This is a genomic window from Actinotalea ferrariae (assembly GCF_019733465.1).
GTDB lineage: Bacteria > Actinomycetota > Actinomycetes > Actinomycetales > Cellulomonadaceae > Actinotalea > Actinotalea ferrariae_A.
In genome coordinates, this window is the sequence record NZ_JACVQL010000081.1 from 13,118 (window position 1) to 39,194 (window position 26,077).

The 26,077-nt window shown below is 71.2% G+C and carries 21 protein-coding genes; 19 read left to right on the forward strand and 2 right to left on the reverse strand.

What is annotated here, in order from left to right:
- The 12 genes from araA (at position 1) to ICW40_RS07245 (ending at position 16,874) form a co-directional block, all read left to right on the forward strand.
- On the forward strand, positions 1-1,509 hold the full coding sequence (araA, locus tag ICW40_RS07190) for an L-arabinose isomerase (protein ID WP_221653150.1): 1,509 nt from the start codon (positions 1-3) through the stop codon (positions 1,507-1,509).
- Positions 1,510-2,036: 527 nt separating this feature from the next.
- Entirely contained in the window at positions 2,037-3,197 is a 1,161-nt protein-coding gene (gene chvE, locus ICW40_RS07195; protein WP_221653151.1) for a multiple monosaccharide ABC transporter substrate-binding protein, read from the forward strand.
- Positions 3,198-3,600: 403 nt separating this feature from the next.
- Positions 3,601-4,401: a DeoR/GlpR family DNA-binding transcription regulator gene (locus ICW40_RS07200; protein WP_308121684.1), complete on the forward strand. Its 801-nt coding sequence runs from the start codon at positions 3,601-3,603 to the stop codon at positions 4,399-4,401.
- A gap of 109 nt (positions 4,402-4,510) precedes the next feature.
- The gene (chvE, locus tag ICW40_RS07205) at positions 4,511-5,677 is read left to right on the forward strand and encodes a multiple monosaccharide ABC transporter substrate-binding protein (protein WP_221653152.1); all 1,167 of its coding nucleotides are present in this window, start codon (positions 4,511-4,513) and stop codon (positions 5,675-5,677) included.
- Positions 5,678-5,768: 91 nt separating this feature from the next.
- Entirely contained in the window at positions 5,769-7,313 is a 1,545-nt protein-coding gene (gene mmsA, locus ICW40_RS07210) for a multiple monosaccharide ABC transporter ATP-binding protein (protein ID WP_221653153.1), read from the forward strand.
- Entirely contained in the window at positions 7,310-8,491 is a 1,182-nt protein-coding gene (gene mmsB, locus ICW40_RS07215; RefSeq protein ID WP_221653154.1) for a multiple monosaccharide ABC transporter permease, read from the forward strand. The genes mmsA and mmsB overlap by 4 nt, the downstream gene beginning before the upstream one ends.
- 1,025 nt (positions 8,492-9,516) lie before the next feature.
- Positions 9,517-10,512 carry an ABC transporter substrate-binding protein gene (locus tag ICW40_RS07220; protein WP_221653155.1) on the forward strand — a complete coding sequence of 332 codons (996 nt, stop codon included), beginning with the start codon at positions 9,517-9,519 and terminating at the stop codon, positions 10,510-10,512.
- 104 nt (positions 10,513-10,616) lie between these two features.
- Positions 10,617-12,152 carry a sugar ABC transporter ATP-binding protein gene (locus ICW40_RS07225; RefSeq protein ID WP_221653156.1) on the forward strand — a complete coding sequence of 512 codons (1,536 nt, stop codon included), beginning with the start codon at positions 10,617-10,619 and terminating at the stop codon, positions 12,150-12,152.
- Positions 12,149-13,192: an ABC transporter permease gene (locus ICW40_RS07230; RefSeq protein WP_221653157.1), complete on the forward strand. Its 1,044-nt coding sequence runs from the start codon at positions 12,149-12,151 to the stop codon at positions 13,190-13,192. Before ICW40_RS07225 ends, ICW40_RS07230 begins: the two co-directional genes overlap by 4 nt.
- Positions 13,189-14,211, forward strand: coding sequence for an ABC transporter permease subunit (locus ICW40_RS07235; RefSeq protein WP_221653158.1), 1,023 nt, complete (start codon positions 13,189-13,191; stop codon positions 14,209-14,211). The genes ICW40_RS07230 and ICW40_RS07235 overlap by 4 nt, the downstream gene beginning before the upstream one ends.
- A 54-nt stretch (positions 14,212-14,265) precedes the next feature.
- Positions 14,266-15,783: a sugar ABC transporter ATP-binding protein gene (locus ICW40_RS07240; protein WP_221653175.1), complete on the forward strand. Its 1,518-nt coding sequence runs from the start codon at positions 14,266-14,268 to the stop codon at positions 15,781-15,783.
- Positions 15,780-16,874 carry a LacI family DNA-binding transcriptional regulator gene (locus tag ICW40_RS07245; RefSeq protein ID WP_308121685.1) on the forward strand — a complete coding sequence of 365 codons (1,095 nt, stop codon included), beginning with the start codon at positions 15,780-15,782 and terminating at the stop codon, positions 16,872-16,874. The genes ICW40_RS07240 and ICW40_RS07245 overlap by 4 nt, the downstream gene beginning before the upstream one ends.
- 42 nt (positions 16,875-16,916) lie before the next feature.
- On the opposite strand, the gene ICW40_RS07250 is transcribed toward ICW40_RS07245, so the two are convergent.
- Together ICW40_RS07250 and ICW40_RS07255 are read right to left on the reverse strand one after the other, a co-directional pair.
- The gene (locus ICW40_RS07250; protein WP_308121688.1) at positions 16,917-17,552 is read right to left on the reverse strand and encodes a potassium channel family protein; all 636 of its coding nucleotides are present in this window, start codon (positions 17,550-17,552) and stop codon (positions 16,917-16,919) included.
- Positions 17,553-17,673: 121 nt separating this feature from the next.
- On the reverse strand, positions 17,674-19,044 hold the full coding sequence (locus ICW40_RS07255) for a TrkH family potassium uptake protein (protein ID WP_221653160.1): 1,371 nt from the start codon (positions 19,042-19,044) through the stop codon (positions 17,674-17,676).
- Positions 19,045-19,294: 250 nt separating this feature from the next.
- Between ICW40_RS07255 and ICW40_RS07260 the strand changes: the two genes are divergently transcribed.
- The 7 genes from ICW40_RS07260 (at position 19,295) to ICW40_RS07290 (ending at position 26,054) form a co-directional block, all read left to right on the forward strand.
- Entirely contained in the window at positions 19,295-20,491 is a 1,197-nt protein-coding gene (locus tag ICW40_RS07260; RefSeq protein WP_260458906.1) for an acetoin utilization protein AcuC, read from the forward strand.
- 151 nt (positions 20,492-20,642) lie between these two features.
- Positions 20,643-20,855 (forward strand): helix-turn-helix domain-containing protein, encoded by a 213-nt coding sequence (locus ICW40_RS07265; RefSeq protein ID WP_221653161.1) that lies wholly within the window; start codon positions 20,643-20,645, stop codon positions 20,853-20,855.
- Positions 20,856-21,024: 169 nt separating this feature from the next.
- Positions 21,025-21,123 (forward strand): 30S ribosomal protein bS22, encoded by a 99-nt coding sequence (locus ICW40_RS07270; protein ID WP_003792170.1) that lies wholly within the window; start codon positions 21,025-21,027, stop codon positions 21,121-21,123.
- Positions 21,124-21,368: 245 nt separating this feature from the next.
- On the forward strand, positions 21,369-22,382 hold the full coding sequence (locus ICW40_RS07275; protein ID WP_221653162.1) for a LacI family DNA-binding transcriptional regulator: 1,014 nt from the start codon (positions 21,369-21,371) through the stop codon (positions 22,380-22,382).
- A 261-nt stretch (positions 22,383-22,643) separates the two neighbouring features.
- Positions 22,644-24,062 (forward strand): ABC transporter substrate-binding protein, encoded by a 1,419-nt coding sequence (locus ICW40_RS07280; RefSeq protein ID WP_221653163.1) that lies wholly within the window; start codon positions 22,644-22,646, stop codon positions 24,060-24,062.
- 103 nt (positions 24,063-24,165) lie between these two features.
- Complete coding sequence (locus ICW40_RS07285) at positions 24,166-25,128, forward strand: carbohydrate ABC transporter permease (protein WP_221653164.1); 963 nt, start codon at positions 24,166-24,168, stop codon at positions 25,126-25,128.
- Positions 25,128-26,054 carry a carbohydrate ABC transporter permease gene (locus tag ICW40_RS07290; RefSeq protein ID WP_221653165.1) on the forward strand — a complete coding sequence of 309 codons (927 nt, stop codon included), beginning with the start codon at positions 25,128-25,130 and terminating at the stop codon, positions 26,052-26,054. Before ICW40_RS07285 ends, ICW40_RS07290 begins: the two co-directional genes overlap by 1 nt.
- Positions 26,055-26,077: the final 23 nt, after the last annotated feature.

Sequence of the window (26,077 nt, forward strand, 5' to 3'; positions counted from 1 at the left end):
ATGACCAAGCCCTACGCCGACCGCGAGGTCTGGTTCCTCACCGGGAGCCAGGACCTGTACGGCGAGGAGACCCTGCGGCAGGTCGCCGAGCAGTCCCAGGCGATCGCCCGGGAGCTCGAGGCTGCCGACGCCGTGCCCGTGCGGGTCGTGTGGAAGCCGGTCCTCAAGGACCGCGAGGCCATCCACCGCATGGCGCTCGAGGCGAACGCCGACCCCGCGTGCGTCGGCGTCATCGCGTGGATGCACACGTTCTCGCCCGCGAAGATGTGGATCGTCGGCCTCGACGCGCTGCGCACCCCGCTGCTGCACCTGCACACGCAGGCGAACGTCGAGCTGCCCTGGTCCACGATCGACATGGACTTCATGAACCTCAACCAGGCCGCCCACGGCGACCGGGAGTTCGGCTACATCCAGTCCCGCCTGGGCGTGGCGCGCAAGACGGTCGTCGGCCACGTCTCCAACCCGGCCGTGCAGGCGAAGGTCGGCACGTGGGTGCGCGCCGCCGCCGCGTGGGCCGCGACGCGAGAGCTGCGGCTCGCGCGCTTCGGCGACAACATGCGCAACGTCGCCGTCACCGAGGGCGACAAGACCGAGGCCGAGCTGCGGTTCGGCGTCTCGGTGAACACGTGGGGCGTCAACGACCTGGTCGCCGCGGTCGACGAGGTCACGGACGCCGCCGTCGACACGCTGGTCGCGGAGTACGAGGACACCTACGACGTCGCCGCGGAGCTGCGTCGCGGGGGTGAGCGCCACGACTCGCTGCGGTACGGGGCCAGGCAGGAGCTCGCGCTCCTCGCCCTGCTGGGCGAGATCGGGGCGACGGCCTTCACCACGACGTTCGAGGACCTCGGCGGGTTGCGCCAGCTCCCGGGCCTCGCGGTCCAGCGGCTCATGGCGCAGGGCTACGGCTTCGGCGCCGAGGGCGACTGGAAGACCGCGATCCTCGTGCGCGCGGCGAAGGTCATGGGCGCCGGGCTCGCAGGCGGCGCGTCGCTCATGGAGGACTACACGTACGACCTCGTGCCGGGCGACGAGAAGATCCTCGGCGCCCACATGCTCGAGATCTGCCCGACCCTCACGACGTCGAAGCCGTCGCTCGAGATCCACCCGCTGGGCATCGGCGGCAAGGAGGACCCGGTCCGCCTGGTCTTCGACACCGACGCCGGCCCGGGCGTCGTCGTCGCGCTCTCCGACATGCGGGACCGCTTCCGGCTCACGGCGAACGCGGTCGAGGTCGTGCCGCCCGACGCCGACCTGCCGAACCTGCCCGTGGCGCGTGCCGTGTGGAGGCCGGAGCCCGACTTCGCGACGTCGGCCGAGGCGTGGCTCATGGCCGGCGCGGCGCACCACACCGTCCTCACGACGCAGGTCGGGGTGGACGCGTGGGTCGACTTCGCCGACATCGCGCGGACGGAGCTCCTCGTCATCGACGACGCGACGACCTCGCGCGGGTTCGCGCAGGAGATCCGCTGGAACCAGGCCTACTACCGCCTCGCCCAGGGGTTCTGAGCAGCCTCGAGCACTGTGAGCACGACGGACGGGCGTCGCCGGGGGACCGGCGGCGCCCGTCCGTCGTTGCGCCGTCCGGGGGACGCGGTCCAGCGCTCTTGGGCCACCGGGCGGCGTCGCGCAGAGCGCCCCTGGTCGCCAAGTTTCTCCGGTGTTCTGCGTTAGCTTTCGCGATCGTCTTCCGAATGCTGGTCGTCCCTTTCGGAAACGCAGCGTCGACTTCAGCCACGGAACACGTGAGCGCAGTATGTCCGCAGGTCAGCGCGCTATGGACCGCTCCTGAGGCCGTGTCGACGGCGCCCGCAGCGCCGTTACTGTTTCGCAATCACAGGTTGTCTTCAGGAAGTTGACCCAACGCCGACGGGTCCCCGACAGTGGGGGCGTGCGCCGAGAGGTGTCCGGCCCCGGTCCCGACCGGGCCGCCGGCCCTCCGTCGGCACGCGGAACGCAGAACCCGGACCGTGGGGCCGGGGGTGCGGGTGGGGCTCCCGCCCACCCGCTCGTAGCAGGTCTCAAGGAGGAGACGCATGAGCACCAGGAAGTTCGCCGCGATCGCGACGGGCATGACGCTGGCCCTGACCCTCGCCGCCTGTGGCGGCGGTGGCGCCGGCACGACCGACGACGAGCAGCCCGCCGGCGACGACACCGCGGCCGAGGACACCGAGGGTGGTCTCATCGGCGTCTCGATGCCGACGCAGGTCTCCGAGCGCTGGATCGCCGACGGCGACGCCGTCAAGGCGGGCCTCGAGGAGGCCGGCTACGAGGTCGACCTCCAGTACGCCGGTGACGACATCCCCACCCAGTCGCAGCAGATCGACCAGATGATCACCAAGGGCGCGAAGCTCCTGATCATCGCCGCGATCGACGGCACCGCCCTCGCCGGCCAGCTCGACGCGGCCGCCGCGGCAGGCATCCCCGTCATCGCCTACGACCGGCTCATCCGGGACAGCGAGAACGTCGACTTCTACGTCACCTTCGACAACTACAACGTGGGTGTGCAGCAGGCCACCGCGCTCCTGGTCGGCCTCGGCCTGCTGGACGCCGAGGGCAACGAGGTCGCCGACGCCCCGGCCGGACCGTTCAACATCGAGGTCTTCGCGGGCTCGCTCGACGACAACAACGCGCACTTCTTCTTCGACGGCGCGATGGAGACCCTCAAGCCCTACCTCGACGACGGCACGCTCGTCATCAAGTCGGGCCAGGCGGAGATCGAGCAGGTCGCGACGCTCCGCTGGGCCGGCGAGACGGCCCAGAAGCGCATGGAGGACCTGCTGACGTCGTCGTACAGCGACGGCACGCAGGTGCAGGGCGTCCTCTCGCCGAACGACACGCTCGCGCGCGGCATCATCACGGCCCTGCAGAACGCCGGGTACACCGAGATGCCGCCCATCACGGGTCAGGACGCGGAGATCGCGTCGGTCAAGCTCATCGCCGACGGCGTGCAGTTCTCGACGATCTTCAAGGACACCCGCAAGCTCGCGGACCAGTCCGTCGCGGCCGCACAGGACTTCCTGGCCGGTGAGGAGCCGGAGGCGAACGACACCGAGACGTACGACAACGGCGTCAAGGTCGTCCCGTCGTACCTGCTGGAGTCGGACATCGTCTACGCCGACAACATCGAGGCGCTGCTCGTGGAGTCGGGCTACTGGACGGCCGAGGAGATCGCTGCCGGCCAGGCCGACGGCTGACGGTCGCACGATCGCGCGCCGCAGGGCGGCCGGCGGGCTCAGCTCGCCGGCCGCCCTTGCGGCGTCACGGGCCCGGCACCGTTCTTGACCCGTTGCGCGTGTGAGCGTTAACATCCGACGCGGCGTCTGCAGCGGCTCGAGGCCGCCCCCCGGACGTGACGCCGAGGAAGCCAGGCGGACCGACCTTTCGTCCGCTTTCGCTTTTCACCCGCCCCGACGCCTCAGGTCGTGGCCATGGTCGCGGCCTGACGCAGTCTTTACGCAGGTCGCGGGCCATCAAGGGCCGCAGAGGCGGGACCTTCGACCCGGGGTCACCCGACCGGCTCAGCCCGTTACTGTTTCGCAATCAAAAGTTGCCTTCACGAAGTTGACGCAAGGCCGTGAGCCCGGCGACAGTTGTCGCGTGCTCAAGGAAGAGGTGGAACAGCTGCCCGCGGCGGTGCGTCGCGAGCGCATGTTCCAGATGATCGGCGAACGGCGCTTCGTGCGCGTCGCCGACCTCGCCGGCGCCTTCGGCATCTCCGACGTGACCGTGCGGGCCGACCTCGCCGCGCTCCAGGGCAGCCACGGCGTGCGCCGGGTCCGCGGTGGCGCGATCGCCCCCGCTGCGCACCGGCTCGAGCCGTCCTTCGAGGAGTCGGCCGTCGAGTTCGCCCGCGAGAAGCAGCGCATCGGCGAGCACGCCGCCGCCATGGTCTCGTCGGGCATGAGCGTGCTCCTCGACGTGGGGACCACCACGAGCGCGATCGCCAAGGCGCTCGTCGCGCGCACCGACCTCGAGCAGGTCGTGGTCATCACGAACGGGCTCAACATCGCGCTCGAGCTCGAGGCCGCGATCGGCCGGCTGAGCGTGGTCGTCACCGGCGGCACGCTCCGCCACCTCCAGCACTCCCTGGTCAACCCCATGGCGACGGTCCTCTTCGACCGCCTGCACGCGGACCTGGGCTTCATCGGCTGCAACGGGATCGACGCCGACCACGGCATCACGAACCTGAACCTGCCCGAGGCCGAGGTCAAGCAGCGCATGATCGCCTCCGCCGAGCGCGCCGTCGTCGTCGCCGACGGCTCGAAGCTCGGTCAGGTCCACCTCGGCCGCATCGCGCGGCTGGAGGACGTCCACAGCGTGGTGACGGGGCCCTCGGCGCCCGCCCACGAGCTCGCACGGCTCCGCCGTGCCGGCGCCGAGGTCGTCCAGGTGGAGTAAGGCCGCACCACACACACTTCCTGACCCCTCCGGGCGGTCAGGCGGCCCCCGGGTCAGTCCTGGAAGTCCCAGGCTGCCCACTAGCAGGACCAGTTCTCGAGGAGGAGACATGAGCACCAGGAAGTTCGCCGCGGTCGCGGTGGGCATGACGCTCGCACTGTCGCTCGCCGCCTGCGGCGGCGAGGGCGCGGGTTCGGGCACGGACACGGACACCGGTGGCGACACCGGCTCGTCGGGCGAGGAGAGCGAGGGTGGTCTGATCGGCGTCTCGATGCCGACGCAGACCTCCGAGCGCTGGATCGCCGACGGCGACGCCGTCAAGGCGGGCCTGGAGGAGGCCGGCTACGAGGTCGACCTGCAGTTCGCCGGTGACGACATCCCGACCCAGTCGCAGCAGATCGACCAGATGATCACCAAGGGCGCCGAGGCGCTCATCATCGCGGCGATCGACGGCACGGCGCTGGCGAGCCAGCTCCAGGCCGCGGCCGACGCGGGCATCCCGGTCATCGCCTACGACCGCCTCATCCGTGACAGCGAGAACGTCAACTTCTACGTGACGTTCGACAACTTCAACGTCGGCGTCCAGCAGGCCACCTCGCTGCTCGTCGGCCTGGGCGTCCTCAACGCGGACGGCTCCGAGGGCACCGCCACCGGTCCGTTCAACATCGAGGTCCACGCGGGCTCGCTCGACGACAACAACGCCCACTTCTTCTTCGCGGGCGCCATGGAGACCCTCCAGCCGTACATCGACTCGGGTGTCCTGACGATCCCCTCGGGCAAGACCGAGATCGAGCAGGTCGCCATCCTCCGCTGGCAGCAGGAGGTCGCCCAGAAGAACATGGAGGACGTCCTCACGGCGGCCTACAACGACGGCACGCCGCTCCACGGCGTCCTGTCGCCGTTCGACGGCGCCTCGCGCGGCATCATCACGGCCCTCCAGAACGCCGGCTACGGCAGCGCGGACAAGCCGATGCCGGTCATCACGGGTCAGGACGCCGAGATCGCGTCGGTCAAGCTCATCGCCGACGGCGTGCAGTTCTCGACGATCTTCAAGGACACGCGCAAGCTCGCCGACCAGGCGGTCGTCGCAGCCGAGGCGTACCTGAGCGGCGAGGAGCCGGAGGCCAACGACACCGAGACGTACGACAACGGCGTCAAGGTCGTCCCGTCCTACCTGCTCGAGTCGGACATCGTCTACGCCGACAACATCGAGGCTCTCCTGGTCGACTCCGGCTACTACACGGCCGAAGAGGTCGCTGCAGGCCAGACCAGCTGATCCCCTACCGACGCCGGCCCGGCGGGACCATGTCCCGCCGGGCCGGCTCCGGCACGATCACCGGCCACCACACGAGGCAGGAAGAGGCCGTATGAGCAACACCATCCTGGAGATGCGCTCCATCACCAAGACCTTCCCCGGGGTCAAGGCGCTGCAGGACGTCAACCTGAGCGTCGAACGGGGCGAGATCCACGCGATCTGCGGCGAGAACGGCGCCGGCAAGTCGACCCTCATGAAGGTGCTCTCGGGCGTGTACCCGCACGGCACCTACGACGGTCAGATCGGGTTCGACGGCACGCTGGCCGAGTTCAGCTCGATCAACGACAGCGAAGCCGTCGGCATCGTGATCATCCACCAGGAGCTCGCGCTGGTGCCCTACCTCTCGGTGGCCGAGAACATCTTCCTCGGCAACGAGCAGCGTGGCCGAGGCGGTCTGATCGACTGGAACCACACCAACTCCGAGGCCGCGAAGCTCCTGGCGCGCGTCGGGCTCGACGAGAACCCCACGACCCCGGTGGGGCAGCTCGGCGTCGGCAAGCAGCAGCTCATCGAGATCGCCAAGGCGCTCTCGAAGGAGGTCAAGCTGCTGATCCTCGACGAGCCGACCGCGGCGCTGAACGACACCGACTCCGAGCACCTGCTCGACCTGCTCCGGCACCTCAAGGGCCAGGGCATCACCTCGATCATGATCTCCCACAAGCTCAACGAGATCGAGAAGATCGCGGACCGCACGACGATCATCCGCGACGGCCGGACCATCGAGACGCTCGACATGAGCGAACCCACCTCGACTCAGGACCGGATCATCAAGGGCATGGTCGGCCGCGACCTGGAGCACCGCTACCCCGAGCGCACCCCGAACATCGGTGAGGAGGTCCTCCGCGTCGAGAACTGGACGGTGAACCACCCCACCCAGCTCGGGCGCGTCGTCGTCGACGGGGCGTCGTTCGACGTGCGGGCCGGCGAGGTCGTCGGGATCGCGGGGCTCATGGGCGCGGGCCGCACCGAGCTCGCCATGAGCATCTTCGGGCGCAGCTACGGCCGCGACATCACGGGCCGTGTCTACAAGCGGGGCCAGGAGATCAAGATCCGCTCCGTGAGCGAGGCGATCGACCACGGCATCGCGTACGCGACCGAGGACCGCAAGAAGTACGGCCTCAACCTCATCGAGGACATCAAGCGGAACATCTCGGCGGCCGGTCTCCCCAAGCTGTCCAGCCGCGGCTGGGTCAACGGCAACGAGGAGATCAAGGTCGCCGAGGAGTACCGGGCGAGCATGAACATCAAGGCCCCGAGCGTCCTGTCGGTCGTGGGCAAGCTCTCGGGCGGCAACCAGCAGAAGGTCGTGCTGAGCAAGTGGATCTACACCGACGCGGACGTCCTGATCCTGGACGAGCCGACGCGTGGGATCGACGTCGGCGCGAAGTACGAGATCTACACGATCATCAACCGCCTGGTCGCCGCCGGTAAGGCCGTCGTCGTCATCTCGAGCGAGCTGCCCGAGCTCCTCGGCATCTGCGACCGCATCTACACCCTCGCCTTCGGGCGGATCACGGGCCAGGTCCCGGTCGCCGAGGCCAGCCAGGAGCGACTCATGGCGCTCATGACCCAGGAGAAGGAACAGGAACAGGCATGACTGGCATCGCAAGCATCCGGGAGCTGATGACCCGGAACATGCGGCAGAGCGGCATCTACATCGCCTTCGTGCTCATCATCGCGCTGTTCGCGATCCTGACCGACGGTCTGCTGCTCAGCCCCGGCAACATCTCCAACATCGTCCTGCAGTACTCCTACATCCTGATCCTCGCGATCGGCATGGTCATCGTGATCATCGCCGGTCACATCGACCTGTCGGTGGGCTCCGTCGTCGCCTTCACGGGTGCGGTCGCGGCCACGCTGGTGATCAAGGACGGTCAGCCCTGGTGGGTCGGCGTCGTCGCCGCGCTCGTCGTCGGCCTGCTGGTCGGTGCGTGGCAGGGCTTCTGGGTCGCCTTCGTCGGCATCCCCGCCTTCATCGTCACGCTCGCGGGCATGCTCCTCTTCCGCGGAGCGACGCTGCTGGTGCTCGACAACATCTCGCTCTCGCCGTTCCCGCGGGAGTACGGGCAGATCGCGTCGGGCTTCCAGAACGGGCTCATCGGCGGTCAGGGCTTCGACGCGTTCACGCTCGTCGTCTTCGGCATCGCCGTCGCCGGTTACGCGTTCAGCCAGTGGCGCAGCCGGCAGGCGAAGCTGCGCTACCAGCAGGTCGTCGAGGCCTTCCCGCTCTTCGTCCTGAAGATCGCGCTCACCGGTGCGGTGGTCATGTGGTTCGCCTACCAGCTCGCCACGAGCCGTGGCCTGCCCAACGTCCTGATCATCCTGGCCGTCCTCATCATCGTCTACGGCCTGGTGACGAACCGGACGGTCTTCGGCCGCCACGTCTACGCCATCGGCGGCAACCTGTCGGCGGCCCAGCTGTCCGGCGTGAAGGTCAAGTGGGTCAACTTCTGGATCATGACCAACATGGGCTTCCTGGCCGGTGTGGCGGGCGCGGTGTACTCGTCCCGGTCCAACGGCGCCCAGCCGGCTGCGGGCAACATGTTCGAGCTCGACGCCATCGCCGCGTGCTTCATCGGCGGCGCCGCCGTCACCGGCGGCGTGGGTCGTGTCTCGGGCGCCATGGTCGGTGGCCTGATCATGGGTGTCATGAGCAACGGCATGCAGCTCATGGGCATCGACCAGTCGGTGCAGCAGGTCGTCAAGGGCCTCGTGCTCCTGCTGGCCGTCGCGTTCGACGTCTACAACAAGCGTCGGGCCAGCGGCTCTCGCTGACCCCCGGCGAGAGACGGTCGCACGACCGACCCACAGGGCCCGGTCCGCCTCGGCGGACCGGGCCCTGTGCCGTCCGCCCCTGTGCCGTCCGCCCCTGTGCCGTCGGGCCCTGTGCCGTCGGGCCCTGTGCCGTCGGGCCCTGTGCCGTCGGGCCCTGTGCCGTCGGGCCCTGTGCCGTCGGGCCCTGTGCCGTAGGCCCCTGTGCCGTCGGGCCCTGTGCCGTGTTCGCCCCTGTGCCGTCGGCCCCTCCCTGCGCCGCCCCGTCCCCCCACGCTCCCGCCCGCACCGTCGGTGCGGGCGATGTGGTGGGTGGGACTGCTGTGGCGCAGGTGATTCCCAGGAGCCACGCCGGCACCACGACCACCATCGCCCGCACGGACGGCGCGCCGACCGGCGCGCGGACGAGCGCGTGGCCGGCGCCCGGCGACTCCGTGCTGATGAGTCGCGGGTGGCGCACGGACGCCCCGCCGGCGGTCGGCAGCCGTCCCGTCCGTGCGGGCGATGTGGCTGATGAGGTTGCTGGGGCGGCTGTTGCTCCCATGGGCCCCAGCAGTCCCAGAAGCACCATCGGCCGCTCGGACCGACGCTCGGGCGATGCTCGGCAGGTACGGAGCAACTCCTGGCGCCGGGTTCGGCTGAGGCGCGGAGCTGGGGTGCGGGGCTGAGGTGCGGGGCTGAGGTGCGGGGCTGAGGTGCGGGGCTGAGGCGCGGAGCTGAGGCGCGGGGCTGAGGCGCGGGGCTGAGGGGCGGGGCTGAGGCGCGGGGCTGAGGCGCGGAGCTGGGGCCCCGGGGGGCTTGCCCGCGCCGTACGCGAGCTGGGCAGCGGACCCGGCGTGACGCGATCACATCAGCGGGTGGCTGCGCCGCGCCGCAGGTGGGGGCCGACTGCGTTACAGAAACGTGACCCTGGGGACCTTGAATGTGATCGCCAAGTGAGCGCTAACATCACTCACACGCCCCGCGGTGCAGGGCGGCACAGCATCCACGGGCCGGCAGTGCTGCCGGTCCTGACGAGGAGGTCACAGATGCGGAAGCGACTGCTCACGGGGATCGCGCTGGCAGGTGCGATGGCCCTGGCGGTGACGGGTTGCTCGACGGACTCCGGCGGCGGTGACGGTGACGCGGGAGCGGGCGGCGGTGGCGGCGGCGACGTCATCACGGTCGGCTTCGCCCAGACCGGCTCGGAGAGCGGCTGGCGCAGCGCCAACACGGAGTCGATGAAGGAGGCGTTCTCGGAGGAGAACGGCTTCGAGCTGGTCTTCAACGCGGCGGACAACGACCCGGCCGCCCAGATCCAGGCCGTCCGGTCCTTCATCAACCAGGGCGTCGACGCCATCGTCATCGCGCCGATCGTCGAGGACGGCTGGGAGGACGTGCTCCAGGAGGCGAAGGACGCCGAGATCCCGGTGATCCTCGAGGACCGCACCGTCACGGCGTCGGAGGACCTCTACGAGACCTGGGTCGGCCTCGACTTCACGAAGGAAGGCGAGATGGCGGGGCAGTGGGCCGCCGAGACCTTCACCGAGCCGACGAAGATGGTCGTCCTCGAGGGGACGACGGGCTCCGCGCCGGCCAACGACCGCGCCGAGGGCTTCGACTCCGCCATCGAGGGCACCCCGATCGAGAAGATCGACTCGCAGACGGGCGACTTCACGCGTGACGGCGGCAAGTCGGTCATGGAGGGCTTCCTGTCCAAGTACGGCGCCGACGGCATCGACCTCGTCTACGCCCACAACGACGACATGGCGCTCGGCGCGATCGACGCGATCGAGGCCGCGGGTGCCGTGCCGGGCGAGGACATCAAGATCGTCTCGGTCGACGCCGTCCGCGACGGCATGCAGGCGCTGGCCGACGGGAAGATCAACTACATCGTCGAGTGCAACCCCCTGCTCGGCGAGAAGGCCGCGGAGCTCGTCAAGGCGGTCGTCGCCGGCGAGACCGTCGAGAAGCGGACGATCGTCGAGGACCAGGCGTTCGACCAGGCGGCGGCCGAGGAGGCGCTGCCGGACCGGAAGTACTGATCCCAGACCGGTCACCGATCCCGGCAGGATGACGTCGGGGGGCCGCCTCACCGGCCCCCCGACGTGGCTCCGTCCGGACGCCGACGAGAAAGCAGCCGAACCACATGCCTGCGGACACCGAAGTCCCACCCGTCGTCCAGATGCGCGGCATCACCATCCGCTTCCCCGGGGTGCTCGCGCTCGACCACGTCGACCTGACCCTGCGCCCCGGCGAGGTCCACTCGCTCATGGGCGAGAACGGTGCCGGGAAGTCGACGCTCATCAAGGCCCTCACCGGCGTGTACCCCGTCGACGGCGGCACGATCACCGTCACCGGCACCGACCGGACCTTCGCCTCCACGGCGGACGCCCAGGCGGCGGGCATCTCGACGGTCTACCAGGAGGTCAACCTCTGCCCGAACCTCTCGGTCGGGGAGAACGTCATGCTCGGGCACGAGCCCCGCCGGCGCGGCGTCATCGACTGGCGCGCCACGCACACCGAGGCGGCGCGCCACCTCGAGGCGCTGCACCTCGACATCGACACGCGCTCACCGCTCTCACGGCACTCCATCGCCGTCCAGCAGCTCGTCGCGATCAGCCGCGCCATGGTCCTCGACTCCAAGGTCCTGATCCTCGACGAGCCCACCTCGAGCCTGGACCGCGACGAGGTCGACCAGCTGTTCGGCGTGGTCCGCGACCTGCGGGACCGGGGCGTCGCGATCCTGTTCGTCTCGCACTTCCTGGACCAGGTCTACGAGATCTCGGACCGCATCACCGTGCTGCGCAACGGCGCGCTCGTGGGCGAGCACGCCGTCGCCGACCTGCCGCGCGACGCGCTCGTGACGAAGATGATCGGTCGGGAGCTGCACGACCTCGAGTCCCTCTCGCGCACGGCCCACCGCGCCGTCGACCGGTCGGGCGAGCCGCTGCTGAGTGCGCGCGGCATCGGTCGCCGCGGCGTGCTCGAGCCGGCCGACCTCGACGTGTACCCCGGCGAGGTCGTCGGCCTCGCGGGCCTCCTGGGCTCGGGCCGCACGGAGCTCGTGCGCCTGCTCTACGGGGCGGACCGGGCCGACGTCGGCCACGTGTCCGTGCGCGGGGAGCGTGCCCGCATGACGTCGCCGCGGCACGCGATCGACCGGCGGATGGCGTTCTCCTCGGAGGACCGGCGGGGCGAGGGAATCGTCGCCGACCTCACCGTCGCGGAGAACATCGTCCTCGGCATCCAGGCCCAGCGCGGCTGGGCCCGGCCGATCCGCCGCAGCGAGCGGGACGCCGTCGTCGCCGAGTACATCCAGGCGCTCGGCGTCCGCCCCGCGAACCCCGACGCGATCGTCGGCAACCTCTCGGGCGGCAACCAGCAGAAGGTGCTGCTCGCGCGCTGGCTCGCGACGGCGCCCGAGCTCCTCGTCCTGGACGAGCCCACGCGCGGCATCGACGTCGGCGCCAAGGCGGACATCCAGCACAAGGTCTCCGAGCTCTCCGCCCAGGGGCTCTCCGTCATCTTCATCTCGTCCGAGCTCGAGGAGGTGCTCCGGCTCGCGCAGCGGATCGCCGTCCTGCGGGACCGCCGCAAGATCGGCGAGCTCGACTCCGGGCAGGTCGACCTCGACGGGCTCGTCGACTACCTCGCGAACGCGGGCAAGGGGAGTGCGGCATGACCGGGATCCTCAGGCACCGGCTCTTCTGGCCGAGCGCGGCGCTCGTGCTGCTGATCGTCGTCAACTCGGTGGCGCGACCGAAGTTCCTCACGACGACGATGCGCGACGGCCAGCTCTACGGCGCCCTCGTCGACGTGCTGCGCGGCAGCGCGCCGCTCATGCTCGTCGCGCTCGGCATGACGATCGTCATCGCCACGCGCGGCATCGACCTCTCGGTCGGCGCGATCATGGCGGTCTCCGGCGCGGTCGCCCTGACGATCATCGACGGGTCGGGCGACCCCGAGAACGTCGGGACCGTGCTCGTCGCCGTGCTCGTCGCGGTGCTCGTCGCGCTCGTCCTGGGCGTGTGGAACGGGTTCCTCGTCTCGGTCCTCGGCATCCAGCCGATCATCGCGACGCTCGTCCTCATGCTCGCCGGCCGCGGCGTCGCGCTGCTCATCACGGGCGGCTTCATCACGACCGTGAACTCGGCGCCGTTCGCCTACATCGCGAGCGGCTACCTCACCCTCCTCCCGTTCGCGTTCTTCGTCTCCGTCGCCGCGATCGTCGCCATCGCCCTGGTCGAACGCCGAACGGCGCTCGGCGTGCTCACGGAGGCGGTCGGCGTGAACCCCGAGGCCAGCCGGCTCGCCGGCGTGCGGCGCCGGGGCATCGTGTGGGGCGCCTACGTCGTCAGCGGGGTCCTCGCGGGCCTCGCCGGCGTCATCTACGCGTCGAACATCAAGGCGGCCGACGCCAACGCGGCCGGGCTCTTCATCGAGCTCTACGCGATCCTCGCCGTCGTCCTGGGCGGCACGTCGCTCAACGGCGGCAAGTTCTCGATCGCCGGCACGGTGATCGGCGTCCTCATCATCCAGACCCTCGAGTCGACGATCCTCTTCCTCGGCGTGCCCTCCGCGGAGAGCCCGGTGTTCTTCGCCTTCGTGGTGGTGGCCGTCGTGGTCATCCAGTCGCCACGGGTGAGGGGTGCGCTGAGGTCGCTGACGGCGTCCCGACGCCGCGACGTCGCCGAGCCGACCACGGCGGAGGTGGCCCCGTGAGCACGACGACGACGCCCGAGGTGCGGACCCGGCGGTCCGCGCCCTCCTACCAGGGGTTCATCGCCCGGCACGCCGCCACGACGCCGACCTACGCGGCCGTGCTCATCCTCCTGGTGCTGCTCGCCGGCGCGGAGACCTTCCTGCCGGGGAACTTCCTCTCGCCCGGGAACCTGTCGGCGCTCCTGCTCGACAACGCGTACCTGCTGGTCCTGGCGGTGGGGATGACGTTCGTCATCCTCACCGCGGGGATCGACCTCTCGGTCGGCTCGGTCATGGCGTTCACCGGGGTGCTCGGTGCCCAGCTGCTCGCGCAGGGCACGCCGGCGGTGGTCGCGGTGCCCGCGATGCTCCTCGCGGGCGGTGCGATCGGCCTGCTCATCGGGGTGCTCGTGCAGTACTTCCACGTGCAGCCGTTCATCGCGTCGCTCGGCGGGCTGTTCCTCGCGCGCGGTCTGGCGTTCGTGGTGAGCCTGCAGTCGATCAAGGTCGAGGAGCCCACGGTGCTGTGGCTCCAGCAGACCCGCATCCGGCTGGACGGCTGGTACATCACGCCGACGGGGATCATCGCGCTGCTCGCGGTCGCATTCGCCGCGCTCGTCCTCCACCTCACGCGCTTCGGCCGCACCGTCTACGCCATCGGCGGCAACGAGGGCTCGGCGCGGCTCATGGGTCTCGCGGTCGCGCGCACCAAGGTGACGGCCTACGTCATCAGCGGCCTGTGCGGCGGCCTCGCGGGGCTGCTCCTCACGGCGTACTCCGGCGCCGGATACCCGCGCAACGGCATCGGCACCGAGCTCGACGCGATCGCCGCCGTCGTCATCGGCGGCACGCTGCTCACGGGCGGCCGGGGCTACGTGCTCGGGTCGCTGGTCGGCGTCCTCGTCTTCGGCACCATCAAGACGATCATCTCCTTCATGGGCGCCGAGCAGTCGTGGATGCAGATCATCATCGGAGGCCTGCTGCTGCTGTTCATCGTCGTGCAGCGGGCGATCGTCGCGCGCTCCGAACGACAACGCTAGGTGAGCTCGCCGACCCTGGCGGCCGCGCCCCACCCGCCCCGCGATAATGACGGGGTGGACGGGGCGCGGCCGCTGCTCGAGCTGACCGGCGCGACGGTGCGGTTCGGCGCCGACGCGGCGCTCGACGACGTCTCCTTCCGGATGTTCCCGGGCGAGGTGCACTCGCTCATGGGCGAGAACGGCGCCGGGAAGTCGACCCTGATCAAGGCGATCACGGGCGCGCTCCCGCTCGACGCCGGGACGCTGGTGCTCGAGGGCCGGCCCGTCCGCTTCGCGACGCCCTACGACGCCCAGCGCGCGGGCGTGAGCACGGTCTACCAGGAGATCGACCTGCTGCCGAACCTCTCGGTGGCCGAGAACGTGCTGCTCGGCCGCGAGCCGCGCGCCTTCGGGCTGGTCGACCACCGCCTCATGCGTCGCCGCGCCGCGGCCGTGCTGGCCGACCTCGGGCTCGACGTGGACCCCGCGTCGACGCTCGGCACGCACCCGGTGGCCGTCCAGCAGCTGGTCGCCATCGCGCGCGCCATCGCGACCGACGTCAAGGTGCTCGTGCTCGACGAGCCCACCTCGAGCCTGGACCTCGACGAGGTGGCCGAGCTGTTCGACGTCGTCCGGCGGTTGACCGCGCGCGGGGTCGCCGTGCTGTTCGTCTCGCACTTCCTCGACCAGGTCTACGAGCTGTGCGACCGGGTCACCGTGCTGCGCGACGGCCGGTTCGTCGGCGAGTACCTCACGCGCGAGCTGCTCCGGATCGACCTCGTGGCCAAGATGCTCGGGCGTGAGGTGTCGGAGCTCGCCGAGCGCCAGCGCGGCGCCGTCGCGGAGCCCGAGGCGGTACCGCTGTTGAGCGCCCGGGGCGTCACGACCGCGCGCGGGGTCCAGGGGGTCGACGTCGACGTCGCGGAGGGCGAGGTGGTCGGCGTCGCCGGCCTGCTCGGCTCGGGCCGCACGGCGCTGGCCCGCGCGGTCACGGGCGTCGCGCGGCTCGAGGCGGGAAGCGTCCGCGTCGACGGCGCGGGCGCGCGGCTGGACTCCCCGCGACGGGCGATCGGGCTGGGCCTCGTCTACTCGTCGGAGAACCGCCGCACCGAGGGGATCGTCGCCGAGCTCTCGGTGCTCGACAACATCACGCTCGCGCTCCAGGCGCAGCGCGGCGCCCTGCGGCCGATCCCCCTCGCTCGACGCCGCGAGCTCGCCCAGAGCTGGGTCGACGCGCTGGGCATCCGACCGCCCGACCTGGACCGGCCCGCCGGGACGTTGTCCGGCGGCAACCAGCAGAAGGTGCTGCTCGCACGGCTGCTCGCGCTCGCGCCGCGCGTGCTCGTGCTCGACGAGCCGACGCGCGGCATCGACGTCGGCGCCAAGGTCGAGATCCAGAACCTCGTGGGCGAGCTCGCGGACAACGGCCTGTCGGTCGTCTTCATCTCCGCCGAGCTCGAGGAGGTGCTGCGCGTCTCCGACCGCGTCGTCGTCCTGCGCGACGGGCGCGTGGTCGGCACCGTGGAGTCCGACGACGTCACGACCGGCTCGCTGCTCGCGCTGGTCGCCCGCCCCGACGAGGACGGGGGGTGAGCGTGGAGGACGGCAAGCCGGCCCGCGCCGCGACGATCTTCGACGTCGCGCGCCTCGCCGGCGTCTCCCACCAGACGGTCTCGCGCGTCGTCAACGGCGTGCCCAACGTCCGGCCCGCGACGCGCGAGCGGGTGCAGCACGCCATCGCGCAGCTGCGCTACAGCCCGTCGCCCGCCGCGCGCTCGCTCGTGACCCGGCGCTCGCGCACGCTCGGGCTCATCGCGCCGAACGTCTCCGACCACGGCCCGACGCGCATCGGCATGCACTTCTCGATGGCGGCCCGCGCGGCCAGGTACAGCGTGGACACCGTCACGACCGTCGACGACGACCCGGGTGCCGTGCAGTCGGCGATCGAGGGGCTGCTGCGCCAGCGCGTCGACGCGATCGTGCTCATCGTCATGGACATCGGCGTGGTGGAGATGGTCCGCACGCTCGACCTGTCCGTCCCCGTCGTCGCGGCGGCGTCGTCCGCGCGGCGCAGCCCCCTGCTCGTGCAGATCGACCAGTACCGCGGGGCGCGCGCGGCCGTCCGGCACCTCGCGGACCTCGGGCACACGCGCATCGCGCACCTCGCGGGTCCCGCCCGCGCGGCCGACGCCGTCGAGCGCGTGCGCGGCTGGCGCGACGAGCTCGCCGAGCGGGGCCTGCCCGTGGTCGACCTCGTGTACGGCGACTGGTCGGCGGCGTCCGGCTACCGGATCGGGCGCGAGATGGACGTCGAGCCGGGCATGGCGATCTTCGCCTCGAACGACCTCACGGCCCTGGGCCTGCTGTCCGCGCTGAGGGAGCGGTCGATCAGCGTGCCCGACGACGTCAGCGTCGTCGGGTTCGACGACATCCCCGAGGCGGCGTACCTCTACCCGCCGCTGACGACGGTGCGTCAGGACTTCGCCGCACTGGGCGGCCTCATGCTGCAGAAGGTGCTCGTCGCGCTCGAGGAGGGCGAGGACGAGACGACGGACACGCCGCTGCCGACCCAGCTCGTCGTGCGCGACTCGACCCGCGGCCTGGGCATCGGCGCGGTCGAGCCGCCCGCGTCGCAGCGCGCGGGCGGCGTCGCGCACGGCGCGCACGCACGCCCCGCCGACTGACCGCCCCCGCGCACCCAGCGTGGGGCTCGGCGCCGCCGTCGGTCAGGGCCGGGCGGCGAAGCGCTCCAGCAGGTCGGCGTGCCCCGAGACGATGAGCAGGTCGTTGGCCGAGATCCGGGTGTCGTCCGTCGCGTACACGAACTCCTCGCCCGGGGGCTTCACGCCGATCACCGTGACGCCGTAGCGCTTGCGGATCTGCGACTGCGCGATCGTGAAGCCCTGGGTCTCGCGCGGGGGCCGCATCTTGACGATCGTGAACCCGTCCTCGACCTCGATGTAGTCGAGCAGCTTGCCCGAGACGAGGTGCGCGACCCGGTTCCCCGCGTCCGCCTCGGGCAGCACCACGTGGTGGGCCCCGATGCGCTGCAGGATGCGCGAGTGCTCGACCGAGATCGCCTTCGCCCAGATCTGCGGCGTGCCCAGGTCGACGAGGTTGCCCGTGATGAGCACGCTCGCCTCGAGCGACGTGCCCACGCCGACGACGGCGACCGGGAAGTCCTTCGCGCCCAGCTGGACGAGCGCCTCGGGGTTCGTCGCGTCGGCCTCGACCAGCGGGAACCGGCCGGTGTAGTGCTGCACGAGCGAGGCCTCGCGCTCGACGGCGAGCACGTCGTGCCCGAGCCGGTCCAGCGTGAGCGCGATGGAGGAGCCGAAGCGCCCCAGGCCGACCACGAGCACGCCGCCGTCGCGGGCCTCCTCCTTCGCGGCGCCGCGCCGGCCTGCGGCGCGCGCGCTGCGGCCCGTCTCGGTGGGCGGTACCTCGAGGCCCTGGGGCCGGGCGTCGGGGCGGCGGTCGTCGTCAGCCAATGATCGGCCTCTCCTCGGGGTACCGGATGACCCGGCGCCGGTCGCGCAGCGCGAGTGCCGCTGCGAACGTGATGGTGCCCGTGCGGCCCACGAACATGAGGGCCGAGAGCACGTACTTGCCCTCCGCGGGCAGGTCGGGCGTGATGCCCGTGCTCAGACCCACGGTGGCGAACGCCGAGATCACCTCGAAGAGCACGACGTCGAGGCTGAGCCCGGTGATCTCGAGCAGGGCGAGGGTCGCGAGCAGCACCGCCGTCGCGCCGACGAAGACGACGGCGACCGCGAGGCGCAGCGTCTCGCGCGGGATCCGCCGGCCGAAGGCCTCGACGTCGCGGTCACCGCGCGCCTCGGCGACGATCGCGAGCAGCATCACCGCGAGGGTCGTCACCTTGATGCCGCCCGCGGTCGAGGCGCTGCCGCCGCCGACGAACATCAGCGCGTCGTTGATGAGCCACGTCGACTCCTTCATCTCGGCGATCTCCACGGTCGAGAAGCCGCCCGAGCGGGGCATCACACCTGCGAAGAGCGCCGCGAGCACCTTGCCCGACGTGTCCAGGGTGCCGAAGGTCGCCCGGTTGCCCCACTCGGCCGCGGCGATGAGAACGGTGCCGACGACGACGAGCGCGACCGACGTCGTCACGGTGAGCTTGGTGTGCAGGCTCCACCGGCCCACGTCCCGCCGGCGCTGCGCGATGTTGAGGATCACGGGGAACCCGAGGGACCCGATGAACACGCCGACGACGATGGGCAGGCCGATCCACCAGTCCGAGACGAACGGGTCCAGGCCCTCGGGCGTGGGGACGAAGCCCGCGTTGTTGAACGCCGAGACCGCGTAGAAGACGCCGTGCCACACCGCCTCGCCGAGGTCCTCGCCGACGATCGCGAACCGGGGGACGAGCGCGAGCGCGATGGCGACCTCGAGCGCGGTCGACGTGAGGATGACGACCCGGAGCAGCGAGCCGACCTCGCCCAGCCCGGCCGACCGCGTCTCGGTCGCCGTGAGCAGCTTCTGGGTGAGGCCGATGCGGCGCGAGACGGCGATGCCGAGGAGCGAGGCGAGCGTCATGACGCCCAGCCCGCCGACCTTGATGCCCACGAGGATGACGACCTGGCCGAACAACGACCAGTACGTGCCCGTGTCCACCGTGGTGAGACCGGTGACGCACACCGCGGAGACGGCGGTGAAGAGCGCGTCCTCGAACGGCGCCTGCGTGCCGTCGGCCGTCGCCTGGGGCAGCAGCAGCAGCCCGGTGAAGAGGGCGATCACGGCGGCGAACACGGTCAGCGCGAGACGGGCGGGGGACTGGCGGGCCACCCGGTCGACGAACTCGCGGCCCAGGTAGAGCGGGCGGGGCAGCTCCATCCCCGCACCTCCCCGTCCCGTGAGCGGTCCCGCCGCTCCTCGCGTGCCCGTGCCCGTGCCCGAACCGGCCAACTCTGGCACGCCCGGGCGCCGTCGGCCGTGTGGTCCGACGGCGTGGTGCGCAGCGGCGTTCGGCGCCCGGCCCGCCCCTGCTGAACCTGGCGCCCGGCCCGCCCCCGCTGAACCTGGCGCCCGGCCCACCCCCGCTGAACCTGGCGCCCGGCCCGCCCCCGCCGGGCTACGGTGAGGCATGGCATCGACCGCACCGGCCGTGCAGGCGCTCGTCGTGTGGTCCGACGCCATGCTCGGGTACGACTTCGGGCCCACGCACCCGATGAACCCCCTGCGGCTCGACCTCACGTTCCGCCTGGCGCGCGAGCTCGGGATCCTCGACGCCGAGGGGGTCCGCGTGGTCGGTGCCGAGCCCGCGGACGACGAGGTGCTCGCGACCGCCCACGACCGGAGCTACGTCGACGCCGTGCGCCGCGCGTCGACGACGGGTGAGCCCGACCTGGACCACGGCCTCGGCACCGACGACGACCCGGTCTTCCTGCACATGCACGAGGCGTCGGCGCGCATCGTCGCCGGCAGCGTCCGGTGCGCCGACGCCCTGTGGTCCGGCGAGGCGGAGCACGCGGTCAACGTCGCGGGCGGGATGCACCACGCCATGGCGGACCACGCGTCGGGCTTCTGCGTCTACAACGACGCGGTCGCCGCGATCCGCCGGCTCCTCGAGCGGGGTGCGACGAGGGTCGCCTACGTCGACCTCGATGCCCACCACGGGGACGGCGTCGAGAAGGCGTTCTGGGACGACCCCCGCGTCCTGACCATCTCGGTGCACGAGAGCGGTCGCACCCTCTTCCCGGGGACCGGCCACACGGCCGACCTCGGCGGGCCGGGCGCGCGCGGGACCGCCGTGAACGTCGAGCTGCCGCCGCACACGTCCGACACCCGGTGGCTGCGCGCCGTGACGGCCGTGGTGGACCCGCTCGTCCGCGCGTTCCGGCCCGACGTCGTCGTGAGCCAGCACGGGTGCGACGCGCACGGCTCGGACCCCCTGACCAACCTGGACGTCTCGGTCGACGCGCAGCGGGCCGCGGCCGAGCTCGTCCACGGCCTCGCGCACGACGTGGCCGGCGGCCGGTGGCTCGCCCTCGGTGGCGGCGGTTACGCCGTCGCGCAGGTCGTCCCTCGGGCCTGGAGCCACGTCCTGGGCATCGCCGCGCACGTGCCGGTACCGCTCGACGCACCCGTCCCGGAGCCGTGGCGCGAGCACGCCGCGGCGGTGTTCGGCTTCCCGCTGCCGACCCACATGGGCGACGACGGCGACGTCCGCGTCCGGCCCTGGAGCGAGGGCTACGACCCCGCGGACGACGTCGACCGGGTGGTCCTGGCCACGCGTCAGGCGGTCTTCGTGTGGCACGACCTCGACCCGCTGTACGACTGACGGCGCCGGACGGGTGAGTCCCACCCGTCACCCCTTTCACTCCAGTCACGCCGACCACTACGGTGGGCGCTGCGCGGCGACCGCCGCAGCAGTTCGGCAGCCGTCCCGACCAGCGCCCGAGGCGCCGCGGGGCGGGAGGGGCAGGGCCAGCATGAGCGGTGGGCCGGAGAGGCCGCGGCTGCGGTACTACACGGTCGCCGAGGTGGCCGAGACGATGCGGCTGTCGAAGATGACGGTGTACCGCCTCGTGCACTCGGGCGAGCTGCCGGCCGTCCGCGTCGGTCGCTCGTACCGCGTCCCGGAGGACGCCCTCGAGGCGTACCTGGCGGCGTCGTCGGTCGAGGGTGACCGCCTGAGCTCCTGAGCCGAGCGCTCCCCACCCGGGACCCGAGGTCTCCCGACCTCGGTGGACGCGGTAGAGTGACGCCGGACTTTCCTGAGCGCCGGGCCGACCGGCAGCCGTCGGCTGCCTGAACGCGTCGGTCCAGCGCCCTTCCGACCACACGCACGACCGATCACAGCTGCGAGGACACGTGGGCTCCGTCATCAAGAAGCGCCGCAAGCGCATGGCCAAGAAGAAGCACCGCAAGCTGCTGCGCAAGACGCGCCACCAGCGCCGCAACAAGAAGTGACGTGCGCGCCCCCCGGGGCGCGGCACGGCACGGTGCGCTTCGCGGTGCACCACGAGGTGTGCAGCACAGCGAGACGTTCATGACGACGACGGGTCCGGCTCCGGCCGGGCCCGTCGTCGTGTCGTACGGGGCCAGTCACAGCTGCGGACAGGCCCTGCCGGGACGGTCTACAACGATGTAGCCTGTGGCCCGCATCCGCCCGTGGGGGCGGGCGCGGGCGGGAGCCCGGGCAGGAGGCAGAGGCCATGGCCGCGACCATGAACGACGTCGCGCAGCGCGCCGGGGTCTCCGTCAAGACCGTCTCGAACGTCGTCAACGGCTACCCGCACATCCGCGAGACGACCCGCGCGCGGGTGCTCGCCGCGATCGAGGAGCTCGACTACCAGCTCAACGTCGCGGCGCGGAACCTGCGCACCGGGCGCACCGGGATCATCGCGCTCGCGGTGCCCGAGCTGAGCCTGCCGTACTTCGCCGAGCTCGCGGACTCGGTGATCCAGGCCGCGGACGCGCAGGGGCTGACGGTGCTGATCGAGCAGACCGGAAGCCGGCGCGAGCGCGAGCTCGAGGTGCTCTCGGGGGCGCGCCGGCACCTGACCGACGGCCTGCTGTTCAGCCCGCTCGCGCTCGGCGACGGCGACGAGCAGCTGCTCGACGTCGACTTCCCGATGGTCCTCCTCGGCGAGCGGCTGTTCCCCGACACCGTCGACCACGTGACGATGCAGAACGTCGAGGGTGCGCGTGCGGCGACCGAGCACCTGCTGGGTCTCGGCCGGCGGCGCGTCGCCGTCGTCGGCGTCCACCCGGGTGAGGTCGTGGGCTCGGCCGGGCTGCGCCTGACCGGCTACCGACAGGCGCTCGAGGCGGCCGGCGTGCCGTGGGACGAGTCGCTGCTCGGCGAGGCAGGGCTCTGGCACCGCTCGACGGGCGCCTCGGCGATGGCGCACCTGCTCGACTCGGGCGCCGCGCCCGACGCCGTCTTCGCGATGAACGACGCGATGGCTCTCGGAGTGCTCCACGAGCTGCAGGTCCGCGGGATCCGCGTGCCCGACGACGTCGCGGTCATCGGCTTCGACGCCGTCGACGAGGGCGAGTACTCGAACCCGTCGCTGACGACGGTCGACCCCGGGCGCGAGCAGATCGCCGAGACCGCCGTGCGCCTGCTGGTCGAGCAGATCGCCGACAAGCGCGGCACCCACCGTCCGCGCCGCGTCTACGCCGACTTCCGCATCCTCGAGCGCCGCTCCACCCTCCCGGCCTGACCCCCGGCTGCGCCGCCGTCGACGGGCGCCGGGGATCATCCCATGTGAGCGATAACATCCGTGACCGTTCCGTGACACGGCCAGCGCTTGACCTCACCCGCATCCCGGGTCCATGGTTCTCTTCATCGATGTAGTACAACGATGTAGATCGGTCGCCGGGCACCACCGAGGCGGTCCGACGGCGGCGTGAGCCGGTGCATCGGAGGAGGACCTGCAACGACCCGCGGCACGAGCCCGGGAACCGGATCAAGGAGGATTCGCATGCGCAGCATCCGTGGGCAGCGGCGACGCCGCTGGCTCGCCGCCGGGATCGGGGCCGCCGTGGCGGTCACCGGCCTGACCGCCTGCTCGGGCGGGGGCGGGACGACCGAGGGCGCCGAGGGCGCCGAGGGTGGCGAGACGGCCGAGGGTGACGCCAGCGGTGGCGGCGAGGCGGGGTGCACCAACCAGATCAAGGTGCCCGACGCCGAGCAGGTCACCGTGTGGGCCTGGTACCCGGCCTTCGAGAGCGTCGTCGACCTCTTCAACGAGAGCCACGAGGACATCCAGATCTGCTGGAGCAACGCCGGCCAGGGCAACGACGAGTACACGAAGTTCAGCACCACGATCGAGGCCGGCAGCGGCGCCCCGGACGTGATCATGCTCGAGACCGAGGTGCTCCCGAGCTTCATCATCCGCGACGCGCTCGTCGACCTGAACGAGTACGGCGCCGACGAGGTCAAGGACAACTACAGCGAGGGCGTCTGGGAGGACCACAGCGCCCAGGGCGGCGTCTACGCGATCCCGGTCGACGGCGGCCCGATGGGCATGCTCTACCGCGAGGACCTCTTCCAGGCCGCGGGCATCACGGCCCCGCCCACCACGTGGGACGAGTTCGCCGCCGCCGCGCAGCAGCTCAAGGACTCGGGCAGCGAGGCGGTCATGGCCGACTTCCCGACCAACGGCCGGGCGTTCCTCCAGGCGCTCTTCGCGCAGGCGGGGTCGGAGCCCTACGTCTTCGACCCGGACAACCCGACCGAGGTCGAGATCAACCTCGACGACGAGGGCACCAAGAAGGTCGTCGACTACTGGTTCGACCTCGTCGACAAGGGCCTCGTCGGCACCGACGACGCGTTCACGACCGACTACAACACCAAGCTGGTCGACGGCTCCTACGCGACCTATCTCGCGGCGGCCTGGGGGCCGGGCTACCTCTCGGGCCTCGAGGGTGCGGACCCCGACGCCGTGTGGCGCGCCGCCCCGCTCCCGCAGTGGGACGCGGCGGACCCGGTCCAGGTGAACTGGGGCGGCTCGGCCTTCGCCGTGACGTCGCAGTCGGACAACCCCGAGGCGGCCGCCGTCGTCGCCAAGGAGATCTTCGGCACCGAGGAGGCCTGGAAGATCGGCATCGAGGAGGGCGCCCTGTTCCCGCTGTGGCTCCCGATCCTCGAGTCGGACTACTTCCGCGACCTCGAGTACCCGTTCTTCGGCGGGCAGAAGATCAACCAGGACGTGTTCATGGAGGCCGCCGCGGGCTACGAGGGCTTCACGTTCAGCCCGTTCCAGAACTTCGCCTACGACAAGCTCACGGAGCAGATGTTCGCGGCGCTCCAGGGTGAGAAGGAGCCCGAGCAGGCGGTCGACGACCTCCACCAGCAGGTCGTCGACTACGCCACCAGCCAGGGCTTCACCGTCAACTGACGCCCCAGGACCGGCCGGACCCGTGTCCGGCCGGCCCACCGGTCAGGCCCAGCCCGGTCCGGTCCCGCCTCGCGGGACCGGACCGGCCGCCGAAGGAGTCACCATGTCCCAGACCCTCAGCGTCGAGGGCGCCGCACCGCCGGCCCGCCCGACGACGCCCGCACCTCGGCGACGCAACGCGCCGGGCGGTGTCGCCCGCGCCCGTCAGCGCTTCGGCTGGCTGTTCGTCGCCCCGTTCCTCGTCGTCTTCGTGACGTTCCTCATCGTGCCGCTCGTCTACGCGTTCTGGATGAGCCTGCACACCAAGACGCTCGCGCTCGGGGAGCGGTTCACCGGGTTCGACAACTACGCCCAGGCGTTCAGCGACCCGCAGTTCCTGCAGGGTGTCGGCTTCGTGATCCGCTTCTCGCTCGTGCTCATCCCCGTGCAGATGCTCGTGTCGCTCGCCGTCGCGCTCGTGCTCGACGCGCTCACCGACCGCCTGGCCAAGTTCGCCCGGCTCATGATCTTCGTGCCGTACGCGATCCCGGTCGTCATCGGCGCCATGATGTGGGGCTTCCTCTACAGCCCGCGCTTCGGCCCGATGGCGGACATCTTCGGCCTCGTCGGCCTCGACGCCCCGGTGATGCTGAGCCCGGACAACGTCTTCGCGGGCCTGCTCAACGTCGTGACGTGGCAGTGGGCCGGCTACTACATGATCATCATCTACGCGGCGCTGCGCGGCATCGACCCGTCGATCTACGAGGCGGCACGGATCGACGGCGCGACGAACACCCAGATCGCGCTCCGGATCAAGGTGCCGATGATCTCCTCGGCCCTCGTCCTCATCCTCGTCTTCGCCCTGATCGGGACGCTGCAGTTCTTCACCGAGCCGCAGATCCTCCGGTCGGTCGCGGCCGGGTCGATCGACGCCGCCTTCACCCCGAACCTCTACGCGTTCACGCTCGCGTTCTCGTACTCGCAGTTCAACTACGCGTCCGCGATCTCGTTCGCGCTCGGCGTCGTGGTGTTCGCCGGGTCCTACCTGTTCCTGTTCCTGACCCGCAAGAAGAGCGGACTGAGCTGATGGCACTCAACGTCGCGGAAGTCGCACCCGAGACGGTGCGCCAGGCCCCCACCCGCCGCCGGCGCGCGGGCGGTCCCGGTGCGCGCCGGCCCGTGCTGGCCCACACCTTCCTCGTCCTCCTCGTCCTGTACTTCGCGCTGCCGCTGTGGTGGCTCGTCGTCGGCAGCACGAAGAACATCAACGGCCTGTTCGCGGGCAGCGGCGGGCCGCTGTGGTTCGACGACGAGTTCCACCTGTTCGACAACGTCGCGCAGCTGTTCACGCAGGGCGGCGGCCTCTACTGGCGCTGGCTCGGCAACTCGTTCCTCTACGCGTTCTCGGGCGGCATCGGCGCCACCGTCCTGTCGATCCTCGCGGGCTACGGGTTCGCCAAGTACCGGTTCCGCGGGCGCAACCTGCTGTTCGCGGCCGTGCTCGGCTCGGTGATGGTGCCCATGACGGCGCTCGTGATCCCGACCTTCATGCTGCTCGCCCAGATGGAGCTCACCAACACGATCTGGGCGGTCATCCTGCCGTCGCTGCTGAGCCCGTTCGGCGTCTACCTCATGCGCGTCTACACGCAGGAGGCGGTTCCCGACGAGCTGCTCGACGCCGCGCGCGTCGACGGCGCGGGGGACCTGCGGACGTTCTTCAACGTCGCGCTGCCGCTGCTGCGGCCGGCGATCGTCACGGTGCTGCTGCTCTCGACCGTCGCGACCTGGAACAACTACTTCCTACCGCTCGCGGTGCTCTCGGACACCCGGCTGCTGCCGGTCACCGTGGGCCTCGGCCAGTGGCAGGCGCAGTCCCAGTCCGGCGCCGCGGGGTCCCAGCTCTGGAACCTCGTCGTGACCGGCGCGCTCATCTCGATCATCCCGCTGATCATCTCGTTCCTGTCCCTGCAGAAGTACTGGCAGGGGGGCCTGTCCCTCGGCAGCCTCAAGTGACACCGCACGCACCAGCACCACGA

Bases quoted from the DNA above. Each gene is read 5' to 3' on its own strand.
- araA (WP_221653150.1), top strand. From the start codon at position 1: ATGACCAAGCCCTACGCCGACCGCGAGGTCTGGTTCCTCACCGGGAGC.
- chvE (WP_221653151.1), top strand. From the start codon at position 2,037: ATGAGCACCAGGAAGTTCGCCGCGATCGCGACGGGCATGACGCTGGCC.
- chvE (WP_221653152.1), top strand. From the start codon at position 4,511: ATGAGCACCAGGAAGTTCGCCGCGGTCGCGGTGGGCATGACGCTCGCA.
- mmsA (WP_221653153.1), top strand. From the start codon at position 5,769: ATGAGCAACACCATCCTGGAGATGCGCTCCATCACCAAGACCTTCCCC.
- mmsB (WP_221653154.1), top strand. From the start codon at position 7,310: ATGACTGGCATCGCAAGCATCCGGGAGCTGATGACCCGGAACATGCGG.
- ICW40_RS07220 (WP_221653155.1), top strand. From the start codon at position 9,517: ATGCGGAAGCGACTGCTCACGGGGATCGCGCTGGCAGGTGCGATGGCC.
- ICW40_RS07225 (WP_221653156.1), top strand. From the start codon at position 10,617: ATGCCTGCGGACACCGAAGTCCCACCCGTCGTCCAGATGCGCGGCATC.
- ICW40_RS07230 (WP_221653157.1), top strand. From the start codon at position 12,149: ATGACCGGGATCCTCAGGCACCGGCTCTTCTGGCCGAGCGCGGCGCTC.
- ICW40_RS07255 (WP_221653160.1), bottom strand. From the start codon at position 19,044: ATGGAGCTGCCCCGCCCGCTCTACCTGGGCCGCGAGTTCGTCGACCGG.
- ICW40_RS07260 (WP_260458906.1), top strand. From the start codon at position 19,295: ATGGCATCGACCGCACCGGCCGTGCAGGCGCTCGTCGTGTGGTCCGAC.
- ICW40_RS07265 (WP_221653161.1), top strand. From the start codon at position 20,643: ATGAGCGGTGGGCCGGAGAGGCCGCGGCTGCGGTACTACACGGTCGCC.
- ICW40_RS07275 (WP_221653162.1), top strand. From the start codon at position 21,369: ATGGCCGCGACCATGAACGACGTCGCGCAGCGCGCCGGGGTCTCCGTC.
- ICW40_RS07280 (WP_221653163.1), top strand. From the start codon at position 22,644: ATGCGCAGCATCCGTGGGCAGCGGCGACGCCGCTGGCTCGCCGCCGGG.
- ICW40_RS07285 (WP_221653164.1), top strand. From the start codon at position 24,166: ATGTCCCAGACCCTCAGCGTCGAGGGCGCCGCACCGCCGGCCCGCCCG.
- ICW40_RS07290 (WP_221653165.1), top strand. From the start codon at position 25,128: ATGGCACTCAACGTCGCGGAAGTCGCACCCGAGACGGTGCGCCAGGCC.